Genomic DNA, 20,680 nt, shown 5'->3' with positions numbered 1-20,680 from the left:
GTGAACAAGGAGAAGCGAGAAGCTGTAGAGGCTTCGCTTGAAGATTGATGATTGCCAATGCCTGGAGAATTGTCATCGCGGTTTTCGCAATCGGTTACGGCATTGTCGAGACAGTGCTAATACTAAGCGATGCGTGGGATCGATGCGCTTCCTACCGAAAGGTGGAAGGCGATGCCGTAACGGCAAGAGACGGCGGGTGAATAGGTCAAAGCCGGATGTAGGCGACGATCTTATCGTCTTTGCTGCTAAACGGCCGAGCGAAGACGGGAAAGTGATCTATGGCCGGTGCCGTACGGGTTGTTCAGGACGACTTGTTGCCAGTTTTCAAATAATCATGAGAATTCTTCGAACTGTTGCAACCTTAGTTGCGCTCACTCCGCTAATGTTGCCGTTTGCCTGCGCAGCCGGTAAGGCGCACTCGATCGACGGTGCGCGAAGTGAGTTCAGTACCCCAGAGGCAAAGGCGGCCTTCGACTTCGAGATGTCGGGCGAAGCACGCGATGACGGCCTTGGGATTCATTTGCCGGACGGTTTTACTGCGAGCTTGCTGCAGTCGGCATTGGTTCCTGGAAGCGATCCTGCTCGTTTGGTACTGGCCGGTGCCAAGCCGTGGTCAGCACGGCCAGATTCTTTTGTTGCCATTGTCTGCTTGGCACACTCAGGTGAAGAAGCTGCGCACATGCGCAAGAGCGATGAGTGTCGGACCGAAAGTGCGCAGGCTTGGTTCGGCGTTTTCGAGCGTGTCAGCGGAGGGAGTCCGCGCCTGATTGCGAGAACTTTCGCACCAATCGAAACGCCGACAGATTGGGTCGATAGTGATATTGACGTTCCGCATGCTGACGATGACGATGCTGTTCTGCCTGACAATTGGTTGCGGTTTGATCTCGCGGCATTTCGCATCAAAGATGACGAGCCGGCCTTCGGTGTTCGCGCTGGCTGGAGCGACGGCTACGCGGGCGGAAGCGCTTCGTTTGAGGCTCTGTATCTGTTTCGCATCGACAGCAATGAATTGAAAGTGGTGTTTGCGGCGCCCATGATGTACTTCGAGATGATTGCTGGGGACTGGAACCCAGACGGTACACGCAATCACGACATGTATGACGCGAGCAACGTTTTGAACGTTTTGGCGGCGAAAACCGAGGGCTTTCACGATCTGCAACTGCGCCAGAGAAAGGGGGCGTGGCGAAAGACATATCGCTGGTCCGAGCACGACGGCCGCTACCTGCCAAAGTAGCCCCAATTAGCCTCGAAATCTGCTGACAGTTCGTTTGCTCGACGTCGGTCCGGAATCCTTGGTCATCCACTCATTTGTGTCCCCTTATCTGGATAATCCCCCTACCCCACAGGGACATCGAGGATTGCGTGTCTGCTGAGCGGTTTTGATGCCGATACGCGGCTCACGTCCGAACCCTGTCGCGGGGCATGGTTTGCGTGCACCGTCGAAGTGATGATGGCTAAGACCCCGGTTTCAACCTCCAGATGTTGGTTCATCAACGCCTGACCGAATCTCGGACAACGCCATCGAGCCGCGGAGGGGCCTATCCGCGACGCTATTGACCCTGTCGGCGATTCGTTTACGGTTCACTTCTCCGGCATGCGCCAACTCCGGTGAAATGCGAGTCTGCCGGCCTCAGGGCCGCACACCCGGTCATCTGCTCTTCGCAATATCTGCGAAAGATCTCGTTTGGGAGGTTTGCAAGGAGTGTTATATCTTCTCATTGCTATCCAAACAATTGCACGGAGTGTGAGCAGGAAAGGATATGTCAACAAATTGGAGAGCACGAGTGCGGCGGTTGCGCTCGCTAATGCAAGCGTCGCTTCTGGAGATAGCGATCTCTCTAGCGGTGATAGCTGTTGTTCTTGCTGTAGCCGCACTGGCTGCCCTGATGTTCTGAGTCACGGTCTATGAAGGACTCAAGATGAAGGCGCCGCTCATCGTGTCGGGGCTGACCCAAGGATGTGTTTCGGGCCGGAAATGTGGGTAAAAGGAATTTCTCGCAGTTCGCAATAGAGCGGTTGGGGTGCAGCGGAGGCAAAGCGGAAGGTGATGATCGCGGCATCGCCACGCCGTGGCAGTGCACGACAGGATGTCGATTTTAGACGAAGTGGATTGTTTGCTCCGGCGGGTGGGTGCAGAGGACGAGAAAACCCGTGACGGCAATAAGAGGATAGGGATGAATACTGATAATTTGGGTACGATTCTTGTGACGATTGTGGTTGGCTATGGCTGCATTGAATTCATGGTGTTGCTCTGCGATGTGCTGTACGGGCAAATGGAGTCGAGTGACATGGCTGAAAACGTTGGACGTGCCGTAGAAAGTGAGTGAAATGAGTACCTGTTTTTCCTTTGGTTCAAGATCGTGCGTAATGCTTGTTTTTATCGCATCCATGCCGATTCCGTTGGCGATTCCCATCGTTTGCCATGTGAAGGGTGGATATTCCGGAGCACGGCGAACGACCAACCCTCACAAGGGCGGGGCTCACTTCGATGTGAGATCAAGCAAATGCTGCGGGAAGCGGTGATGACGGCGACTATGCAGAATATTGTCGGCCTTGTTGGGTCCCTTTCAGTTTTTGTTGTCGTTGTCTGGATGATCCTACTCGCACTGGATGCATATGATCGGCCTGCGCGACGCGAGGATGACTGCGAATAACGTCTTTGGGCAAAAAGGGCTACGCGCCCAAATACCGCAAACACCTCGCGAAGGCCGTTCGCAATGCGGCGCGTATGTGAGGCATGATTAGATATCAGGCGCCCTCGGGTTCGCTGGTTTGCAATCAGCCTCTGGATAGGCGTGCGGGTTGATTGCGTTGAGCTTGCTCGTGCCGATCAACCTTCACATGGCGGTTGCGCGCTCCCCCGCCGCTATCGGCGTCGGCGAAAAGGAGGTTCTTGCGCCCTGGACTCACGCAGCGCATCGCGTTTTCGGCCAGAGCGTTGCTGATCTCGGCGTAGCCTTCTCCGAAGTACGGCGCGAGGGCATCCCACCGGCAAATCGCGGATCGCTCTGGCCAAACCGGATTTCTTCGACAGCGTGACGAGTTCGTCAGTCACCCACATCTAGATGGTCGTCACCTGCGGCATGAGTTTCTCCTGCCGCACGCGCAGTCGCTGCGCGGCGGGTTTGCCGCGGATGTCCGCCTCGATGTCGTAGAGCCCGCCGATGAGTTCGATCACCTGCCGGGGCGCTGCGGGAGGCGTTTGGACATGCTCGTCGCATATGTTCACCTCGTGTGGTTCCAGCATGCCGCCTCGCGAATCTTGCCGCTCTCATACCGTTCGTCAAAAGCGGTGTTAGCGTCGGCCTGCAAGATACCCTCGAATTCGGCCAATGGGGTTGGGGGGGGGCGGATGCTCTTGCGGTCGGGTGCGTAAACAAATAACACTGCGGTCGGTTCGGTGGAGCCCGAACGGGTGTCGTCGCGCACATACACCCATAGGCCGCCCCGTCTTCCGTCTTCTTGCCGGGCTAAAGTGCCGGGATTGGTGTGTCATCCGCGTGTAGCTTCGGCGGTGCCCTCGAGTAGCGGCGCCATGCCTCGGTCAGCGCGTCGCAAAGGGGTCGTACTGGTCGCCACAGCGGCCCATGCTTGCCGGGGCGAGTTGCACACCGTCGCGCGCGGCAATCTGCTATTGTTGATACAAGGGGGCGTGGTCCGCGTACTTCGGAGGAGGATGTCGGCCATCAGGATCGGATGGGCGATGTCGCACGTTATCGGCAGGCTGGGGCATTGGTGGCTGCGAGAAATGGTCGCCGCATGGACAAACCGGTTTGCGCCGGATCGTACGAGTCACCTTGAATATTGCCGCGACCCGGGCGAGTTGCTCGGCCACGTCTTCTCCGACGGACTGCATCGCGCTGCCGCGATTTGGACATGCTGAGTCAGCCTCCAGCACGCGTTCTTCGCGTGGCAGATGCGGTGGTAGCGCTTCTTTCAGAGATGCGGCGCTCCCAGTGTGCCCGCGCGTGATTGGCGGGCGCGCTGAACATCAGTGACGCCGCGCTTGCCCGTCAAGTCCTCAAGCCAACCTCCCGGTCCAAGTGCTCGGATTGGCGCCCGAATTGCATACGCCTGAGCTTGTCGAGTTGCGTATTGACCTGCTCGACCTCTAGATCCCGCTCAGCAAGCTGAGCACGAGCCTTGAGTAGCAACGCTTGCAAAGTTTCAACATCGTCAAGAAGTTCGGCGCATGTTCGACATGCGGCGCAGTTTACGAGCCCCTGCTCTGTGTGTCTGGGCACTCCTGGGGCACGCGCGCGAGTTCCGATCCGACAACGTTGTCAGTGTAAGCCCTTCATCCGGACCGTCTGTTCATGGTACGGAGTCTTGGGTGATCTGATTCCCGTCAGAAGTAGGTTTACACCTATGCTCCTCCTTCACCAGGCCCTTGGTAGACGTCGTTACTGGACCGCTCACAATCAAGAATGGGCGACTGGACTGCCCCGATGGCGAACTCACGTCCGTTGTCAACCAGTTCTGCAGCCTCGACTTCGACTACCCTCTGCCATTCATCTCTCTCGAATCCGCTGCCTTATTGCGATAGAACCTTGTTGTCGGCATTTCAGTTGACTTGTGCGGTAACCGCGCGACCGCGCACGAGCCCTTCGGCCCGTTCGTAGAAGCGCTCGCGTTCTTCTGCCGGCACCAGCGAGCCGCCCGTGGACCAGATCACATGTGTTGCCTGATCCGTGGCGATGTCGTGCGCACGAAGGTACGCCCGGCCCTCGGCCGAGTTGAGTACCCAGTCCGGGCCGCTCAGACCTGCCGCGGCGGAGGGCTCGACCTCCACGTCGAGGCAAGACTTTAGGGTGTGCAGGTTCACGAAGAGTTCGTCGTCGGCCACCGTGAACACGCCGGAAAGCTGCGAGACCATGAGCGGAGCGACAAGATGCGACGCCTCGCCTACCGCCAGCCCATCGGCGTCGGTCCGGTTGTCGAGCCCGATGTCGTAGACGGACACGGGCGTCTCACGCCCGGACGTGAGTTGCACCAGCATGCAGGGCGAAGCCACCGGCTCCGCGAAGAAGCAGTGCAAGTGAGGTCCGAACAGCGTTTTCAGCCCGAAGGTGATGCCCCCCGGCGCGCCGCCGACACCGCACGGGAGGTAGACGAAGAGCGGATGCTGCGCGTCGACGGTCCGGCCCGCTGCGGCGAGTTGCGACGCGAGATGTCGCGCGCTCGCGGCGTAGCCGTAGAAGAGGAGCGACGATTGCTCATCGTCCACGAAATGACTGTGCTCGAGCGCTTCGGCCTGCGCCCGGCCGCCCGCGACGGCGTGCGCGTAGTCGCCTTCATGCTCGACGACACGAACACCGCGATTGCGCAGCCGCGCCTTCTTCCACGCTTTCGCGTCGGCGGACATGTGGACAACCGAATCGAAGCCCAGCGCCGCCGCCATTACGCCAATGCTCAGCCCCAAATTGCCCGTGCTGCCGACCGCAACGGTGTACTGCGCGAACACGTCACGCGCTGCCGGCGAGGCCAGCGCTCGACGGTCGTCGTCTGCAGCGATCACACCGCGTTCGAGCGAGATGCGCTCGGCAACGGCCAGCACTTCGTGAAAGCCGCCCCGGGCCTTGATGGACCCCGCGACCGGCAATGCGTCGTCCCGCTTGAGAAACCAAGCACTGTTATCGTTGACCGGACCGCCCGCGCAGGCCAGTTTTAACGCATCCGCGGACATCAATGCCGACTCGATTTCCCCGCCCGTCGTGGCCAGCTCCGGGAATAACTCGGCCAGAAGCGGTGCGCAGCGCCGCATGCGTGCCTCGGCCTCAAGGATCTCGGTGGTCGAGCCCGTCGACGTGCGAAGCGTGCTGCCGAGTCGGTCGTTCAGCCACAGTGTCGGGGTTCGGGATTGAAGTCTAGTCAATACGAGTCCAGGTGGAAGCAAAGGGAACATAGTTGGCAGATTTTCCTGAGTTCTTTAATACCTCATGGAATCCTAGCGCCTGATGCCGCTCAAAAACAGCGTTGACTTCTGATGAGTACATTAACTGGACTAATGCTTATGCAGTTGGACTCGTCGATTTTGGGCGCACTACGGCATTTCGAGGCGGCGGCGCGATTGTCGAGCTTTACCCGGGCGGCACGGGAGCTGAACTTGACGCAGAGCGCCGTCAGTCAGAAAATCCGGTATCTGGAGGACCGGTTGGGCTACGTGCTGTTCGTGCGGCAGGCCAGAAGCCTAAAACTCACCGAGAACGGCGAGGCGCTGTTCGATGTCACCGTGCGCGCCTTGGGCGATATTGCGGTGACGCTGCAACGGCTGGGTATTTCGAACGCACCGTTGCAGGTCAGTTGCCTGCCCTCCTTCGCGCTGCAATGGCTGATGCCGAGACTGACTGACTTCCATCGGCAGGAGCCCGGCGTCTCGGTCAGGCTGAAGGCGGAATTCCAGAGTATCGACCGGCAGTCGATGCGCGCCGACGACATTGACGTCGCCGTGCGATATGACCCGACGCAATACTCGGAAGTGAAAGCCGCTGTGCTGCTCGACGAGTTTCTGGTGGCCGTGGCCACGCCGGCATATGTCGCCGCGCACCCGGGGCTAACGGATGACGGGGCGTTTCGCGATGTCGTGTTCCTGCACGACGCTTCGCCATGGGACGGCGCGACGGAGTTCGTTGAATGGCGCACGTGGATGGACGCGAACCATCCGGGCACCACGCAGGACATCGACGGCCCGCAGTTCAACCTCTCAAGTCTTGCGCTGACTGCGGCGCTGAACCATCAGGGCGTCGCCATCGGACGGACCGCCCTGATACACGACGACATCCGGAGCGGTCGTCTTGTGCCGATTTCCGGCAAGCCGGTGAAGTCGCCCGCGCGATATGTGTTGCTTTCACGAGATCCCTTAGACCGGCGTACGGCCATCTTCTCCGAGTGGATTCAACAGGAATGCAGGCGCTTCGACCACGACCGCCTGAGCACGCTTGGTGGCTAGGTGACTGGGCTCACATCAGCGAGTAATTGGGGCGTGCGGTGAGCGCGCTTGGCCCCGCGTTGCAAAGGCATTCAGATGGCGCGAACAGCACGTTCAAAACGAACGTGCGTGGGGAAGTACATCGGCAGATCGAGGGCGGTGTAAATAACGATGGCTGGTTGGACGCTTTTTGCTACGGCGATGATGCGTGAACAGGCAGAGGTGGCCGCGCGAATTCAGGCAGTGCGCTAAGTGGAATGTCCGGGCCCTGACGTGTTCCCGGAAAGTGGACATTCCAAAACTGGAGAGAGGTTGCCTCTCTGGGTCTTACTGATCATTTTTGGACGAACTGTCTTGGGGGGCAGACGGCCGAGCGCGCAGTTTTTCACCGTTGAACGGCGGTGTCACGAAGCCGGCAAGGCTAATTGTCCATGCGCGCCGCCGGAAATTACAGGCGTCACTTGAACGGCAGGGGAGCGTTGATGTCGTTGGCTCGAGCTATCAGCGCAGTCGATGCGCCCGACTCGTATGACTGCTCAACGAAGCGTTGCTTGAGGGCGGCCGGAAGGTTCGGCTGTTGGTATCCCGCGATGGTCCGGCGCTCGTCTGATGTGCTGTCCATTGTGGTATTCACCAGAATTGGTGGGTACCAAATTAACCAACGACCATCCTGACGGTTGTCGCGAGGCGTTCACCAAGTGCCCGAGGTCTTCGGGCCCATTCTGGGGGGGGGGCTGAGCTCGCCGAAAATCGAAAAATTCCCCTTGACTCGCACGAACTGCGTCCGGCTGTGCGATTTCGGTCACTCTCCTAAAAGTAAACCCCGCCGGAGCGGGGCTCCTGTACGCTATGGATGGCGTTAAGCCAAGTATTTTGGCTTCAGATCATACGGCGCAGTGTCTCATCACGGTAGAAGTAGTGGTGCACGAGTGCGGCAAGTGTGTGAAGTCCAATCACCCAATAGAAGAGATTGCCGACGGTCTCGTGAATTCCTTTAATCGATCTAGCTAGCGCTGCGTTCGGCGCCACCAAGGCAGGTAAGCTAACACCGAGAGAAGGAATGTCGACCGTGTAACCCGCGGCGTTGTTCGCGAGATAACCGAGTATGGGCTGTGCGAAAATAAAAGCGTAGAGCATGAGGTGCGCCATCGTCGCGGCGGTTCGCACGGACCGACTTTGACCGGGGAGTGCGGGCGGTGCACCGAAGACCAAACGCCACAACAGGCGCGGAACCGCCAAAGTTAGCACGCCGACGCCCAGCCACATGTGCAATGACATTGCCCAATCCCTTTGGGCCGAGCCGCGCGGCAATTGACCTTTTGCGATGATCGCCGCGTAAGCGAACACGATGAGGAGTGCGACGGCCCAATGAAAGAAAATCGCGGGTGGAGCGAAGCGTGTTACCTCGGCACTTTCGGCCGATGAGCTCGTGCTTTGCATAGGAAATACCTTTTCACGTTGACCAGATGCTGATAGTAAGCGTCAACATTCGCTCGACTCCGCTTTCGCATGGATTGTGCGAATTCCCTCTATGCCACGGCTTGGCCGTTGCCGATCAGCATGCATATTGAAACGAGTGTTTGGTAATTTCGGGTAATCCACGATTCTTGTGGGAATTGTGCTGCGTAGACTATCGTGACCGAATTGTGCTGATGTGCCCCCTAGTGCTAGCGGTTTTTCGGCCCATCTGCATTGATGGGCTTTTTTCGTCGTGGCCATGTTGATGGTCCACGCTAGGCGTTTTGGGAACACGGGAGAAATAACAGGATGGGCACCGGGCTCACGCGTTCGTACACGTATAGAGGGCTGCAAATATCGATTCAGGCTCGGCAAGAGGAACCCCGCGGGAAGTGGGCGGTATTCGTTGCTGTGGGCGAGGCCTGCGGCGCTACGCTATATGAGAGCAATCGACATGGTAATGATTTTGCGTCAATGGCACTGGCCCATCTTGCGGGCTCGACGCTCGGAGAGGAATTTGTCGATGAATGGATCGACGGAAATGCAACTGGCACCTAAATTCGGCCAAGCTCCCAAGCTCGTCCGTGTATGCACGTCAGCCTGTCGGCATGTATTGCTTTGAGCCCGCCACGCAAGGTTGATGCTTCTGACGATACTGCCCCCGAACTGCTTTGACCAAACGGCGACAAATATCGATGTCCGAGCGAGGAGTGCGTACCCCTCATTTTTTCGAATTGGTGGCCCTTACCCTCAAGGGAGAAGCTCGACGAAGCGATCCATCTGATAGAGGGAATGCAGGAGTTTTGCGTCGCCTAGCCGACGTGTCGAGCCGCTCGCTTGAAGGAGATGATGAGCGAATTCAAGATAAACCGCAGATCATATTGTCTCATAAGGCGGGAGCGAGTTTCCGCACGATAATGCGCGGCCGGTTGATGTTCGGGCCGGTGTTCATAAACTACACGGAAAGGATTGTTTAATGGAAAAATCGCATAGCGCTCCTAAGTGTCCTGATTGCGGGGTGCTTGGCATTCAACACATTGTGAGTACGCCGAGCGAGCAACAGAGCTCGGCGGGTGACACGTGGTTCGAGGTGGCGCACTGCAACTCATGTGGGCACGTCTACGGCGCATTCGCAAAAGTCGTCAACCGCCCGACGCCTATTGTGCGAACGAAAAGTCTTGCGATGTATTAGTAAGAGGCAGTCAGCCAGGCGTGCAAGATTTGTGAGTTTTCCGAGCTTGTCGCCCCTTCAGCACATCTAGTATCGGCACAATGCGCCGAAATGCGATTCAGCGCAAGTTCACCCGCACGATGTTTGAACGTCGGTGCGGGGCCCCTTTCATGTGTGGACATCAACTCGTCCGCTTTGAACGATCCCACAGGTTTCATCCATCGGTGTGCCGCTACTTACTGCACGCGACTCCGGGAAACCGCGCGACCCGATGTGCGGTGGTTGATGACCCCCAATGGATGGTGGACCCCAATGGATGCATCGGATAGGGTTCCGGAGTCATTCCCGCGCGACTTGTGAATTATGGCGTTCTGTATTTGATATCCCGAGGTTTGGGGTGAGCGCTTCGGCGAGCCACTTGTTTGCCCTATGTCGCAGAGATTAGTGTGCGAGCGTACCTATCTCCCAACTTCCAATGCAGGGGAGACAGTCTGAACCATTCCCGGCAAATGGAGTGCATATTTGCCCGAATGGCAAGGTCAACTCATCAGGACGTGAGATGTATCTCAGATTATTCAAAACATGCGCGTTCACGGTAGTCTTTGGTCTCTCGCTTCTGCCTCACGTGTCGAGCGCATCGCCAACGTTTCTGATTCGTGGCCACTCCGGAGGTGCGCTATACGTCGTCAATGACGGCGAGGCTAGGAAACCGATGCTCATCGGCGAGTCGATGACGGGGGGAGTTGATCTTAATTCACATTCTGGCGTCGCTTGTGGCTGGGAACAGGGGCAGCTGGGGGGCGAGCACTTCTGGGTTGAGGACCTTATCACGGGCCGAACTCGACTAATGTTTGGTGTCCGTCCTGCTGCCGATGCACCCGCCGCTGCGTCTATCGTCGCGACGAACGGGGGGCATTGCCTTGCTTATCGAGCGCATAGCGTATACAGCTTCTCAACCGAGAACGAGCCTGTTGTCATCCGCATTGGGCGAGACGACGCGCAAGTGCCTGACGAGGTTCGTGGTTTGTTCTTTAGCGATAGCAGAGACGAAACCCTCGTTCTATATTCGGCATCATTTGCCATCGTTAGCGGGAATGGATCTGCCGGGGGTAGGTCGATTCGTATATCGAAAGATATGGTCTCGGGATTGACGCTCCGATCGTTTGGACATTATGCGCAATTGACGGAGGACGGCGCATATGTGTACGCGAATGCATACCTAACTAATAGCGAAGACGAAGAGCTGGTCGCCTTGGTACGACTCGATGCAAAAACGGGGCGTTTTCTCAACATCGTGACGAGTGCGCTTTATCCTAAAGCTGCATCACTGGCCGGCGGTCCGTTTGAATTCAACGACGAGCCGTTTCTGTTTCTGAAAAACGGTTCGGAGCTCATCGGCAGTTTTGGGGGGAATCACTACCTATTTTCACGAACATGTCAGGAGGCATATCGCGGATGCCAAGGCAGTGCTCGCATGTTGTCGATTCGAGACCAACAGCCTGTCATGTTTGGAAATCGTACTGGACGTCGGGAAAGCCGAGTTATCGTACGCCCGTCGGATTCCCACATCTTGGCAGTGTTGGAGCATGATGGTTTGCTGCCTTTCGCACCGGACACTGTCGCGGCTCCTCTGGGGGACCTCATTGCTATTGCTCACGGTAACCGAACCTCGGGCACGTACATCGCACCAAAACTGCGATCGCCCTCGAGCATCGGGGAGTCCGCGATTATCTCAGGACGCTATGCAGTCTGCGAGGACCTAGACGGAAAACCTGACAAGCGGCGGTGTGGTACGCCAGCGTTTGGCACGAAGGTGACGGTCGTCGGTATCCTGGCCGCGGAGAGCGTTGGCGATGGGCCGGACGGCATGTCAGTCGAGATTCCAATGAAGGTCGCTGCGACGAAGCAGTGCAACGGCCCGTGTGAAGTTTGGACTATCAAATCGAATTTACAACTGCAAAGTTCTGATGACTCGGTCGTAGGCATTGGCGTATTGCTCAAAGAGTCTCAAGACCATCATGGGGCTGAAGTAAGTGGCGTTATTCCTGGATCGCCTGCAGATAAGGCATCACTGATGGCCGGCGATCGAATCACTGAAGTGGACGGCACGCCAGTCATGTTGCTCTCGCTGCCAGAAGTTGTCTTCCTCGTACGAGGACGTCCCAATTCGTGGGTTACGTTGGCTGTCAAGCGCGCGGCGCGCCACATAACAGTCAATGTGGAACGAGTTCCGTTGGAAGGGGCGCCGTAAATCCTGTCGGAGACTCTATCTGGACCTGCGGCTTTTCCAGATGCTTACTCCTAGCGCCATTCACGTTGAACCGAAGGCGCGCACTCATCGGAGTTGAGTGATGGGCATGTGGGTAACTGAGAGGACTGGGTCAACATAGAAAGAGGCGATGGTTTGCCGGAATGCGCATCGAATGACCTCTACTTCGCGGCGTGGCTGACGGTCGCAAACTTCAACTCTATTTGCCAATTTCCTGGTATTGGAACAATAGATGAACAAAGTCGTTTTCTGGAAACTGATCGATGACGCTCGTCGAGAGGCTAGCCCATCCGCTGCGGTTGCCGCGCTATTGGTGGACAAGCTTGCCGGTATGAGCGTTGGCGAGATCATGCGCTGAAAGCACATCTTCACCGAGTATCAAAAACTATCGTGCAAGAGCAAGCTTTGGGCTGCCGCCTACGTGATCAATGGCGGCTGTAGCGACGACGGCTTTGATTACTTCCGTGGCTGGCTCATCGCCCAGGGGAAAAGAGTGTTCATGCTGGCCCTCGCCGAACCAGACAGTCTGGCGGAGGTCGATGTCGAGATGGATGATGCTTACAACCAAGAGATGCTTGCTGTGGGCTACGACGCTTATTTCAAAAAGATGGGTATGGCTCAGCGCAACTATGCGACGGCACGGAATGCAGGCTCGGAGTATGAGTTGAGCGAGGACGAGCGACGGGCGCTGAGGGAGGAGATCCACTACGCGTCTGATATCAATCGCACTTGGGACGAAGTCAGTGTAGGTGCGATGGTACCTAAGCTTTTTTCAAAATTCAGTTGATTCGGGGATGGTCTGCGATCGAGGATGTACGTTGATCGCGTTGACCACCTTACGTGAAAGCTCCACTGGTACGCTACCGGCGAGCGCGAGATCTTTTGATTTTAGCTATGTGCGCACGTGAAAATATCGTTGGTCGCTGGAAAATCGTGGCTTGGGAGCAGTTTTATGATGATGGTCGGCACATCTTCCCTCTGGGCAAGGATGTCGAAGGGTACATCCAATATGATCCGGACAATCGCATGGCGTGCATGCTGTTTAGTGCGAGTCGGCAGAAATTCAGTTCGATCGGGCCGTGGGATGCCTCCGCCGAGGAGCGGGCTGCTGCGTTTGGTTCGATGATCGCGTACGCGGGATCATTTTCTGTCAATGGCGACGTAGTCAGCCATCACGTCGAACTAAGCGCATTTCCCAATTGGAAAGAAAGCACGCTCAAGCGGCGCATAGAGGTTTCCGGCGGGCAAAATTTGGTGCTAGTCGCACGGATGGAAGAGGGGACGACGGAGGCGAGAACTGCGCGACTGACCTGGAGGCGAAGCTGACCCCATCGTTCATTGCGCGGCTGCACGGCGGCGTTCTTGCTGGACGTCTTGGCCGGATGAGCGCGTTATGTGTGTAATTCACAGGTGAAGACCGGCGAGCCGGGTTCTCCATCATGGTCCTGTGATTTGGTTCTGGCGTCAGTTGTAATCGAACGCGTTGCGCTAAAACTGGGGCGCGTGAACGGGCACGCCGAGCGCGCGTGCCGTGTCCATAAAGCAATTGTAGGTTGCCTCCGTATCTCGGTCGCCGCGCATAATCATAATTCCTTCGCCTGCCTCGCATCCGTACAGGACGCCTTCCCTCGTTATAGCGACATCGGACGGGTCCGGGTTAGTCGGAAAAATCTTCTGCCCATGTTTTTGGAACGCTTCGCGCTGGACGTGGGCGGTCTGGAGGCACTCCTGGACCCGCTTTCCCACCTCCGGGGTATTTGGCGGTTCGCCCTTCGGATACAGCGATGAAGCACAGCCGGCGTTTATTCCCCTATCCAGAGCGGGCGCCTCTCGGTTAGCACCTACCGCGCATGCGGTCAGCGCAACAGTCACGGCCATTGCGGCCGGTAGCATCAACAATTTACGCATCAGTCTTTACCTTCAATTTCTCGCTCCACCTCGGCCAACTGCGCATGCCATTCTTCATTATCCGTCGCAGCCAGTTGGATACCTTCCACCGCAATATTCGCGGAGGGGGGGCAGTGAATGCGGCGTGGCGTTCTCCTGCGGTCTTGGTGGTGGCGCTGGGAATAGGTAGCAGTATGCAATGACGCCAGCGGCCATCACCAAAATGATGGCCAAGAACGCAGACCATTGCCGGCGCGTCGAGGGCAGGTCCACAAGTCCGCCAGATAGGATGATGACGACGATTTCCGCAACTACCATCGTGCCTTTGGCTAACCATCGAAAACCGACTTCTGCGAATCTTGTCGCAAGGCAGCGACTGCGGAAGATGCGCCGCGACGGCGGGATTGACTCGTCAAAATTGTCCATCTTCTCCTCTTCGTGGGCACGGGACCCAACGAGCGAGCTGGTAGTTTCTCTGCAACGCAGACAAAGTCCACCGTCAGCAGGTCGTAAATGCGGCAATTCCCCGTATTTGGGGTGATTTCGGAGGGAGGGGGCGGCTGGAGGTGAAAATGTCAAATTGGGTGTTCTGGGGCATGCGGCGTGGTCTGGCGACTAGCTCGATTGTGAGTCGGTGTGCTGTCGGTCGCCGGCATTGAGATGCTAGACGCGAGTTCATCCCCATGAAATGGGTGCGGGCACTTGCCTAAATCGAGTGGTTCGGCCAAGTGATCTCTACGTGGACGTTGTTGAAATTCGGATCGTTTTCGTCGCCTTGATGCACGCAGACCATGCCTTCAGGTAGCGTCTGCATGTCGATCTCCTGCTTCTCTGGTATGAGACCGCCGTGCGCTTGGAACGTGATAAGGCGATTGAACAATTCCACTGCTGCTGCTCGGTATCGAGCGGGCACACTGTGCAGACTTAGGTCTGGTCTGCCGTATTTGAGTAAGCCTCGGGTGTGGAACCACTGAAACCCATCCCGTTCTTCGGATACCAAGATGACCACGTGCTCGTGTGGTGATGGTAGAGCAGGCTCGAAAATTTTGGCCTTCCACTCAGAAGGTGACCACCAGGTAACGCTTAGTGGGTCATAAATCGCAGTACCACCGTTATCTATTAGACACGTCAGCAACCCTACGACATCGCGGAAATAATTGAGCGTAGTTTCGTCCGCAAATATGCCTCGCAAAACAACGCATTCCATCTGGGCGGCGATTTGGCCTGCTAATACTGGATCTTCGGCTGTCAACTTGTCCCAGGCGGTCCCGTCGCAGAACGAGTCCAGTACTTCTGGGTGCTGATCACGACCATATGAAAAAAGTTCGACGCCGTCCGGGATGCCTTGGCATCGATACTTTGAGCGTGATAGAGCAAGATTCTCGACGTTGGTCCCAAACACCACGTAGAGGAGATGGGCTTTCGCATCGCTCGCTTGATGAAAATCGCGCTTCCAGTCTGGTAAGGGGGGCATCATTGAGGTTCTCGTGGCACCGTCAATATTCTTTGCCATGGGTAGCAAGCTAATCCGGTGAAAAGTCATGTATGGCACTTCCACCACGCTCATTATGAGGCAGGTTGTCAGTTAGGAAAGCTAAACCGAATAGTCGAAAACAACGACCCCATCGAGGAACGGGGTCACGTAGTCCTTGAACTGATCGTGTTGCAGATCAATGAACTGGGCATCTTGCACAAACGGTCGGCCGACGTAAAAGTTGCGGTCACCTTCTGAGCGGAAGGTGACAACGAAAGCTTGCTGAAGACCATGATCCGCCTGCTCACCACTCGTTTGTGTGCCAGTTTCTATAGACACAATATATTCGCGGCCATTCCTCAATGATCGCTGCAAGGCTACGAAGCGCTGGGTGACCTCGTTCCTCTGAGAGTCTCGGACCTCGTCCTTATAGCGAAAAAGGACGATATGACGAATGATGCCTGGTTTATATCCCGATGAGACGAACTGTTCCGTTCCAACGTCTCTGATTTCCGCGTTCAGGCGTTCCGTTGCCGACGGAGAGCGGTTGCCTGCATTCGCCGCAGTGTGGGCCATTTGACGTCCTTTGAGTGGTGCCGCTATCTGTGCCGCGGCGTCAATTAATGATCAAAACGACGTCCCGTGTTCAATGAATTTGAGCCCGAGCATCGTTCGCTATCGAAGCACTATTCACGGAATTTTAGCCACACGCTGCGGACCTCACATTCCGTACGGCTGGAAGCACCGAGAAAGCGCCAGCTTTCAATAACCGTGCGTACAAATGGGGCGCAACAGCGTTTGAGATTTGGTCGATGTCTTAACTTCGACTCTCAATGGTCTGTCAACCCAAGCTCGGTAAGCAGATCATTGAGTCGCCGTGGTGGCCAACGAACTGACGCAGAGAGTAATCGACGGTCTTGGCCAAAGGGCGTTATACGCTGGAGCGGCGGACGAGTTTCCGACATGGAGGAAGTGACGTGTAGGAGCTAAGAGCGTCGCGCTGAGCGTCGTCATTTGCGGCACATCGCCATGACCTTGTTGAAGCAAGGTCGCGCGGCAAAGATCGGGCTTAAGAAGCACTGTCTAGATCCCCGGGGAGGCACCAATACTTAACGTAACTCCACGGCCGGTGAGCTTCCCGTCTGACTCGATACTTCGATCGACAGCCACGGACAAGCTTCAAGGGGTATAGCGAGAAATTAGATTTTGCTTATGGTGCTCGTCGGGCACTCATGATTTACTACGCCACTTTTGGCCCATGTTCAAGCTCCAACGGGAATTGACCGCGGTGCCTTTTCGTCCTGCTCCGGTCCAGCGCCGCGCGGGCTTCCGGGGCATGCATGCCGTTGATCGTTTGCTCGTGGCGAAATTCTCTCATCTTGAGATCGTCATATTCCGATCGCCAGTCTTTGGTCAAGAACCCAAGCTGCACGAGGAGACGAAATTCGTTCTAGGGAACTGGGGCGTAGGGCGCGGCCATACTGTTGGTGCTCGCCGCTTCCGACGTAATAGAAGTATTTCGCCGGACGTTGCCAAGAGGTGTGGGAGCGCAACTTTCGAACTCGATCATCGGTTCATAGAGGCAGTGTCAGTTCAACGTAGTAGACAACGAAATGAATGCCAAAAACTCATCGTCGGACAAGGCCAACTGTGGCAAGGTGACGCTTCGGTATTTTGCGTACCGCGTCTTCAGTAGTGCATCGAAGCTGACGAAGGCCAACGGTCCGCTGAAGGTAGGGCAAGGACTGATCGCCACCATTTTTGCATTGGTTCTCGCTTCGCTGAGTCTACTCGGCGTGATCGCCTTCCATTACCCGCAATATCTAACCACGCCGGAGTTGCGTCATGTGTACTCCGTTGGCACGCTTCGGCACATGCTATTTGGTGCGCTCCTTGCGGCCGGTGGTTTGGCTCTGACCAGTTGCGTGCTCGGAAACCGCCGTCGCCTCAACGGATTGGCATTCGTGATTGTTCTCGCGTCCATTGCGTTGGGTGGGGCAAATGTTCCAGTCGGTGACTTCCCAGACCATACGCCTTACGTCGGGCTTGATTGGTTCATTCTCGACCTGCTTGGGTCAACGACCATCTTCGTCATGATTGAAAAGGCGTTTCCACTCAACCGTAGTCAAGCTGTTTTTCGCTTTGAATGGCAAACCGATATGGTGCATTTTTCCGTTAATCATCTAGTAGTCGGATTGGTGCTTCTGGTTGTCAATCTCCTGGTTCACGGTGTGTTTGGCTGGCTGGCCAGTGCCAAGCTTCAGTTGCTCGTACGGCACCTGTGGTTCATTCCGCAGTTGCTCCTTTGCATGCTAGTGGCGGACATGATGGAGTACCTTGTGCACCGGGCCTATCACGAGGTACCGATTCTATGGAGATTCCATGCTGTACATCACAGCGTCAGATCAATGGATTGGCTCGCCGGCTCGCGACAGCATATTCTTGAGGTAGTTGCGACGCGTGTGGCTGTGCTCGGTCCGCTTTTCGTCATTGGCTTCAGCAAGTCTGTGGTTGACGTCTACATTATCATCGTGGGATTTCAGGCGGTGTTCAACCACACTAACGTGCGCCTCCCGTGGGGGCCACTCAAATACGTCTTCGTTACCCCGGATTTTCATCATTGGCATCATTCGTCGGAGGACGAGGCTATTGACAAAAACTACGCAGCACACTTTGCCTTTATCGATCGCATTTTCGGAACCGCGGTGAAATCGAAAGCCGCGTTCCCAAGGAAGTACGGCGTTGTCGGGGATTATGTGCCGGATGGCTTCCTCGCGCAGCAAGCGTTTCCATTTTTCGGTAGCAAACGGTCGCAATGATCGAGGTCGTTTCCGACGGGTTGCTGAAGGTTTTCAGGGCATTCGAGAAAGTTGTTGATGCATTTGACACTCGCTCCCCCGCCGCTACGAAATGCTCCCAGCTACCTATGCAGCGCACTGCGTGGCTGGCTGTGCATGGGCAAACCAAAGCCGGTGTAAGCGATTCACATCCTGATATTCGTGTCTTTCTCGCATGTGGCAGCAACAAGCAACGCCCTCACCGATACGGAACGAACGGCATGGTTTGTCCGGTAGGTGGGGAATCGAATCGCGCCGGACACGCCATTCTCGAGGACCTGCGCATCGACGAGTAAGTGTTAGCTTGACGCAGAGGCCGATGATGAGGCTGCGACCATCGTCAAGAGTAGGAAAGGACGCGTTAGCTTACTCAGAGCCGGTCTTAGCCATATCTATGCATATCCCTGCTCTACGGGCCAAGGCGAGTGCTGCGTCTGCATCGGTAACGCTCGACGCGCAGGGATCGTCCCAGTCGGTTCCGGATTGCGCAAGCCATTCGAGAACGTCCTCGCCGATTTGCAGAGCGCGGTTCGAAGCGATAGGAGGACAAGTGAAGATCTACGGTTATTCCTTTGGCGGCGATGCTGAGCTTTCCGAGTTGCACGAAGTCTCCTTTGTTGCCTCTCCGGAGGAGTTGCGAAGGATCGCTCGGTTTCTTGAGGATTGCGCTGCAGGAATGGCTGCATGCGGCGGGGACTGGATGCACGAACATTTGTCTGACAATGTCCAGGGCTTCAAGGGGACGCCCGATGTGGTTGTCGTTAATCCGGTACATCATCCGTGAACAATCGTGCTCGCGACTGCCGCATCAAACTGTTCGGAGTATTGCCCTCAAGTGCCTCCTGGTGGAGCCGCTACGTTCCCTAAAGGGGCGCGGCGGGATCGCCTCCTGAGGCGCGCCTCGCGTGTGTACACGAACACAATGCCGATGCACCGGCCAATTATATTGACGAGTTGCTGGCCTGCAACGGGGCAAAGCACGTGCCGGAATCCGCCACGATTGAACGCATTCAAAAACTCGCGGACGACGCCACTTTAACTGCCGTATTTACGGCACAGACCGATCTCTTCCTGTTGGATCGAATTGCTTGAGGGCTGGTTGGCATATTTGGAATGCCAAACTGTGGCACCAAGTCGAGCGTTTCGAAGAATTTTGCGAGGCTATTCGCATTTTTCCTCATTTCGCGGTATCCCGCGATGACGTGCATCGCAAACTCCTGCCCTTCGCCTAATTGAGATTGCGCTTTTGAAAGTGCAACTCGTGCGGCAATTCAAACGAGTAGTCCACTTATCCAAACCGCGGTCTCGTAAGACATCCTCTACGCTCGACGGGTATAAGGCATTCGCCCTTCGCGTTACTTTTTGCTGCCTGTCGACTTCGGAATGTCCGGGCGTTTGAGAAGACGGCTTGCTGGGGGGGGCTTCCATTGAACGAGTGGGTGCGCAGCTTTCAGGCACCACGACCAAATGAAGAGACCGGTCTAAGGAGTTAGCACGTGAACAAGAATCGACATCGAACTGTATTCAGCAAGCGACTTGGAATGCTCGTAGCTGTGGGGGAGCATGCAAAGAGCGTTGGTCGGGGGAATGGTCAGGCGAAGAGGGTGGGCTGTGGTGCAAGCGTGCGCGCAGTTTCGGGCATCAACATCAAGGTGGTGGTGCTGGCGGTGTTGTGTGCGCTGGCTCAGTATGCCGCTCCGGCATTCGCCCAGCCTTCGATTTCCTATACGGGAAGCGTAACTCCGCCGCCGCCAAGTGGCGTTGCAGACTGGGATAATTCAGGTAGTGACGTGACGGTGGGGAATAATGGTGGTGGAACACTGGAAATTCGCGATGGGGGTAAAGTAACCACCGATGCCTTGTATATAGGCCGGGGTAATGGTTACAACCCAGCGTCGGTCACTGTGGATGGCACAGGTTCGACTCTTGTGCTAAGCAATGGCACTCTGACGATGGGAAATAGTTCAGGTGATAGCTCCGCGCTTACTGTAAGCAATGGTGGCTACGTGGACGTTCATGGAGACGCGCATTTTTACCCCGTGGTGGGCGATTCTCCTGGCAGCTCGGGCCATATTACCGTTACAGGGCAAGGCTCGACACTCAATGCTCACGATGGAACAATTCTGCTTGGCTTTGGGGGGGATGGGGATCTAACGATCTCCGATGGCGGAAAGGTGGCCGGATATCAGCTCATAGCAGGAGACTGGCAGGGAAGTAGCGTAATTTCTATTTCTGGCAAAGGCTCGGCATGGAATGGTCAGAATGGAGTTTTCATCGGTCTGCAAGGTAGCGGTAGGCTGGACCTTTATGACGGTGGCAGCATTAACGACGAGTCACTGGATATTGCTTCCTATCCGGGGGCAACCGGCGTTGTTAATGTTGGTGGTGGGGACGGCCAGCCGGCAAAAGCGGCAGGCAATCTGAATGTGGACTGGATCAAGTTCGGTCGTCATGGCGCTTCCAGTGGCGGTACTTTGAACTTCAACACCACTGACGGGCTGACGGTTCGCGCGAATATCAGCAGCGGTACAGCGGGTGCTGGTACGATCAATCAGGTTGCTGGCACGACGGTCTTCACTGGTGATGATTCCGGCTTCTCCGGCATTACGAATGTCAAAGGCGGCACGTTGCTACTTGGGAATGGTTCGAAACTGGG

General features: G+C 56.3%; 19 protein-coding genes. 10 read left to right on the top strand and 9 right to left on the bottom strand.

The genetic code is table 11. The annotated features are described in order from the left end of the window. The first annotated feature begins 334 nt into the window (after positions 1-334). Complete coding sequence (locus PIN31009_RS27165; RefSeq protein WP_246185891.1) at positions 335-1,234, top strand: hypothetical protein; 900 nt, start codon at positions 335-337, stop codon at positions 1,232-1,234. An 862-nt stretch (positions 1,235-2,096) separates the two neighbouring features. Here the strand turns inward: PIN31009_RS27165 and PIN31009_RS27160 are convergent. From PIN31009_RS27160 to dsdA, 6 genes are all read right to left on the bottom strand, one after another. Further along, positions 2,097-2,414 (bottom strand): hypothetical protein, encoded by a 318-nt coding sequence (locus tag PIN31009_RS27160; RefSeq protein WP_150740760.1) that lies wholly within the window; start codon positions 2,412-2,414, stop codon positions 2,097-2,099. Positions 2,415-2,778: 364 nt separating this feature from the next. Then, positions 2,779-2,946 (bottom strand): IS66 family transposase, encoded by a 168-nt coding sequence (locus PIN31009_RS28300; RefSeq protein WP_246185897.1) that lies wholly within the window; start codon positions 2,944-2,946, stop codon positions 2,779-2,781. Positions 2,947-3,061: 115 nt separating this feature from the next. Continuing rightward, a complete protein-coding gene (locus PIN31009_RS28295; protein WP_246185900.1) occupies positions 3,062-3,247 on the bottom strand; it encodes a hypothetical protein in 186 nt (61 codons plus the stop codon). Next, positions 3,226-3,429 carry an IS66 family transposase gene (locus PIN31009_RS28290; RefSeq protein WP_246185890.1) on the bottom strand — a complete coding sequence of 68 codons (204 nt, stop codon included), beginning with the start codon at positions 3,427-3,429 and terminating at the stop codon, positions 3,226-3,228. Before PIN31009_RS28290 ends, PIN31009_RS28295 begins: the two co-directional genes overlap by 22 nt. A gap of 202 nt (positions 3,430-3,631) precedes the next feature. Beyond that, entirely contained in the window at positions 3,632-3,856 is a 225-nt protein-coding gene (locus PIN31009_RS28285) for an IS66 family transposase zinc-finger binding domain-containing protein (protein ID WP_246185896.1), read from the bottom strand. A 708-nt stretch (positions 3,857-4,564) separates the two neighbouring features. Continuing rightward, complete coding sequence (gene dsdA / locus PIN31009_RS27150) at positions 4,565-5,905, bottom strand: D-serine ammonia-lyase (RefSeq protein WP_150740761.1); 1,341 nt, start codon at positions 5,903-5,905, stop codon at positions 4,565-4,567. Between the two features lie 102 nt (positions 5,906-6,007). Here dsdA and PIN31009_RS27145 point away from each other — a divergent pair, with 102 nt between their 5' ends. Further along, a complete protein-coding gene (locus PIN31009_RS27145; RefSeq protein ID WP_246189264.1) occupies positions 6,008-6,949 on the top strand; it encodes a LysR substrate-binding domain-containing protein in 942 nt (313 codons plus the stop codon). 858 nt (positions 6,950-7,807) lie between these two features. Here the strand turns inward: PIN31009_RS27145 and PIN31009_RS27140 are convergent. Then, the gene (locus tag PIN31009_RS27140) at positions 7,808-8,368 is read right to left on the bottom strand and encodes a cytochrome b (protein WP_150740763.1); all 561 of its coding nucleotides are present in this window, start codon (positions 8,366-8,368) and stop codon (positions 7,808-7,810) included. Between the two features lie 1,901 nt (positions 8,369-10,269). Here PIN31009_RS27140 and PIN31009_RS27130 point away from each other — a divergent pair. The 4 genes from PIN31009_RS27130 (at position 10,270) to PIN31009_RS27120 (ending at position 13,152) form a co-directional block, all read left to right on the top strand. Beyond that, positions 10,270-11,808, top strand: coding sequence for a PDZ domain-containing protein (locus PIN31009_RS27130; RefSeq protein WP_174991149.1), 1,539 nt, complete (start codon positions 10,270-10,272; stop codon positions 11,806-11,808). A gap of 250 nt (positions 11,809-12,058) precedes the next feature. Further along, positions 12,059-12,184 carry a DUF4240 domain-containing protein gene (locus tag PIN31009_RS28110; protein WP_217426854.1) on the top strand — a complete coding sequence of 42 codons (126 nt, stop codon included), beginning with the start codon at positions 12,059-12,061 and terminating at the stop codon, positions 12,182-12,184. Positions 12,185-12,190: 6 nt separating this feature from the next. After that, entirely contained in the window at positions 12,191-12,613 is a 423-nt protein-coding gene (locus tag PIN31009_RS27125; protein ID WP_150740766.1) for a DUF4240 domain-containing protein, read from the top strand. A gap of 107 nt (positions 12,614-12,720) precedes the next feature. Beyond that, on the top strand, positions 12,721-13,152 hold the full coding sequence (locus tag PIN31009_RS27120; protein WP_150740773.1) for a lipocalin-like domain-containing protein: 432 nt from the start codon (positions 12,721-12,723) through the stop codon (positions 13,150-13,152). Positions 13,153-14,419: 1,267 nt separating this feature from the next. Here the strand turns inward: PIN31009_RS27120 and PIN31009_RS27115 are convergent. Further along, positions 14,420-15,226 carry a hypothetical protein gene (locus PIN31009_RS27115; protein ID WP_150740767.1) on the bottom strand — a complete coding sequence of 269 codons (807 nt, stop codon included), beginning with the start codon at positions 15,224-15,226 and terminating at the stop codon, positions 14,420-14,422. Between the two features lie 81 nt (positions 15,227-15,307). Next, positions 15,308-15,763 carry a Dabb family protein gene (locus tag PIN31009_RS27110; RefSeq protein ID WP_150740768.1) on the bottom strand — a complete coding sequence of 152 codons (456 nt, stop codon included), beginning with the start codon at positions 15,761-15,763 and terminating at the stop codon, positions 15,308-15,310. 1,037 nt (positions 15,764-16,800) lie between these two features. Between PIN31009_RS27110 and PIN31009_RS27105 the strand changes: the two genes are divergently transcribed. The 4 genes from PIN31009_RS27105 to PIN31009_RS27090 all read left to right on the top strand — a co-directional run. After that, positions 16,801-18,006, top strand: a complete 1,206-nt coding sequence (locus tag PIN31009_RS27105; RefSeq protein ID WP_150740769.1) for a sterol desaturase family protein — start codon at positions 16,801-16,803, stop codon at positions 18,004-18,006. Then, complete coding sequence (locus PIN31009_RS27100; RefSeq protein WP_150740770.1) at positions 18,003-18,320, top strand: hypothetical protein; 318 nt, start codon at positions 18,003-18,005, stop codon at positions 18,318-18,320. Before PIN31009_RS27105 ends, PIN31009_RS27100 begins: the two co-directional genes overlap by 4 nt. Before the next feature lie 254 nt (positions 18,321-18,574). Next, complete coding sequence (locus PIN31009_RS27095) at positions 18,575-18,808, top strand: Imm32 family immunity protein (RefSeq protein WP_150740771.1); 234 nt, start codon at positions 18,575-18,577, stop codon at positions 18,806-18,808. 712 nt (positions 18,809-19,520) lie between these two features. Then, positions 19,521-20,680 (top strand): ESPR-type extended signal peptide-containing protein (locus PIN31009_RS27090; protein WP_281349261.1); only part of this gene is annotated, 1,160 nt, incomplete at its 3' end.

The organism is Pandoraea iniqua, from assembly GCF_902459685.1.
Lineage (GTDB): Bacteria > Pseudomonadota > Gammaproteobacteria > Burkholderiales > Burkholderiaceae > Pandoraea > Pandoraea iniqua.
The sequence above is the reverse complement of the archived record's forward strand: the minus strand, read 5'-3'. Positions and strand labels throughout refer to the sequence as shown.

Coding starts and splice junctions, on each gene's coding strand:
- PIN31009_RS28110 (WP_217426854.1), top strand. CDS start 12,059: ATGAACAAAGTCGTTTTCTGGAAACTGATCGATGACGCTCGTCGAGAG.
- PIN31009_RS27110 (WP_150740768.1), bottom strand. CDS start 15,763: ATGGCCCACACTGCGGCGAATGCAGGCAACCGCTCTCCGTCGGCAACG.
- PIN31009_RS27120 (WP_150740773.1), top strand. CDS start 12,721: ATGTGCGCACGTGAAAATATCGTTGGTCGCTGGAAAATCGTGGCTTGG.
- PIN31009_RS27160 (WP_150740760.1), bottom strand. CDS start 2,414: ATGGGAATCGCCAACGGAATCGGCATGGATGCGATAAAAACAAGCATT.
- PIN31009_RS27130 (WP_174991149.1), top strand. CDS start 10,270: ATGCTCATCGGCGAGTCGATGACGGGGGGAGTTGATCTTAATTCACAT.
- PIN31009_RS28285 (WP_246185896.1), bottom strand. CDS start 3,856: ATGCAGTCCGTCGGAGAAGACGTGGCCGAGCAACTCGCCCGGGTCGCG.
- PIN31009_RS27115 (WP_150740767.1), bottom strand. CDS start 15,226: ATGGCAAAGAATATTGACGGTGCCACGAGAACCTCAATGATGCCCCCC.
- PIN31009_RS27165 (WP_246185891.1), top strand. CDS start 335: ATGAGAATTCTTCGAACTGTTGCAACCTTAGTTGCGCTCACTCCGCTA.
- PIN31009_RS27100 (WP_150740770.1), top strand. CDS start 18,003: ATGATCGAGGTCGTTTCCGACGGGTTGCTGAAGGTTTTCAGGGCATTC.
- PIN31009_RS27140 (WP_150740763.1), bottom strand. CDS start 8,368: ATGCAAAGCACGAGCTCATCGGCCGAAAGTGCCGAGGTAACACGCTTC.
- PIN31009_RS27105 (WP_150740769.1), top strand. CDS start 16,801: ATGAATGCCAAAAACTCATCGTCGGACAAGGCCAACTGTGGCAAGGTG.
- PIN31009_RS27145 (WP_246189264.1), top strand. CDS start 6,008: ATGCTTATGCAGTTGGACTCGTCGATTTTGGGCGCACTACGGCATTTC.
- PIN31009_RS28295 (WP_246185900.1), bottom strand. CDS start 3,247: ATGCTGGAACCACACGAGGTGAACATATGCGACGAGCATGTCCAAACG.
- dsdA (WP_150740761.1), bottom strand. CDS start 5,905: ATGTTCCCTTTGCTTCCACCTGGACTCGTATTGACTAGACTTCAATCC.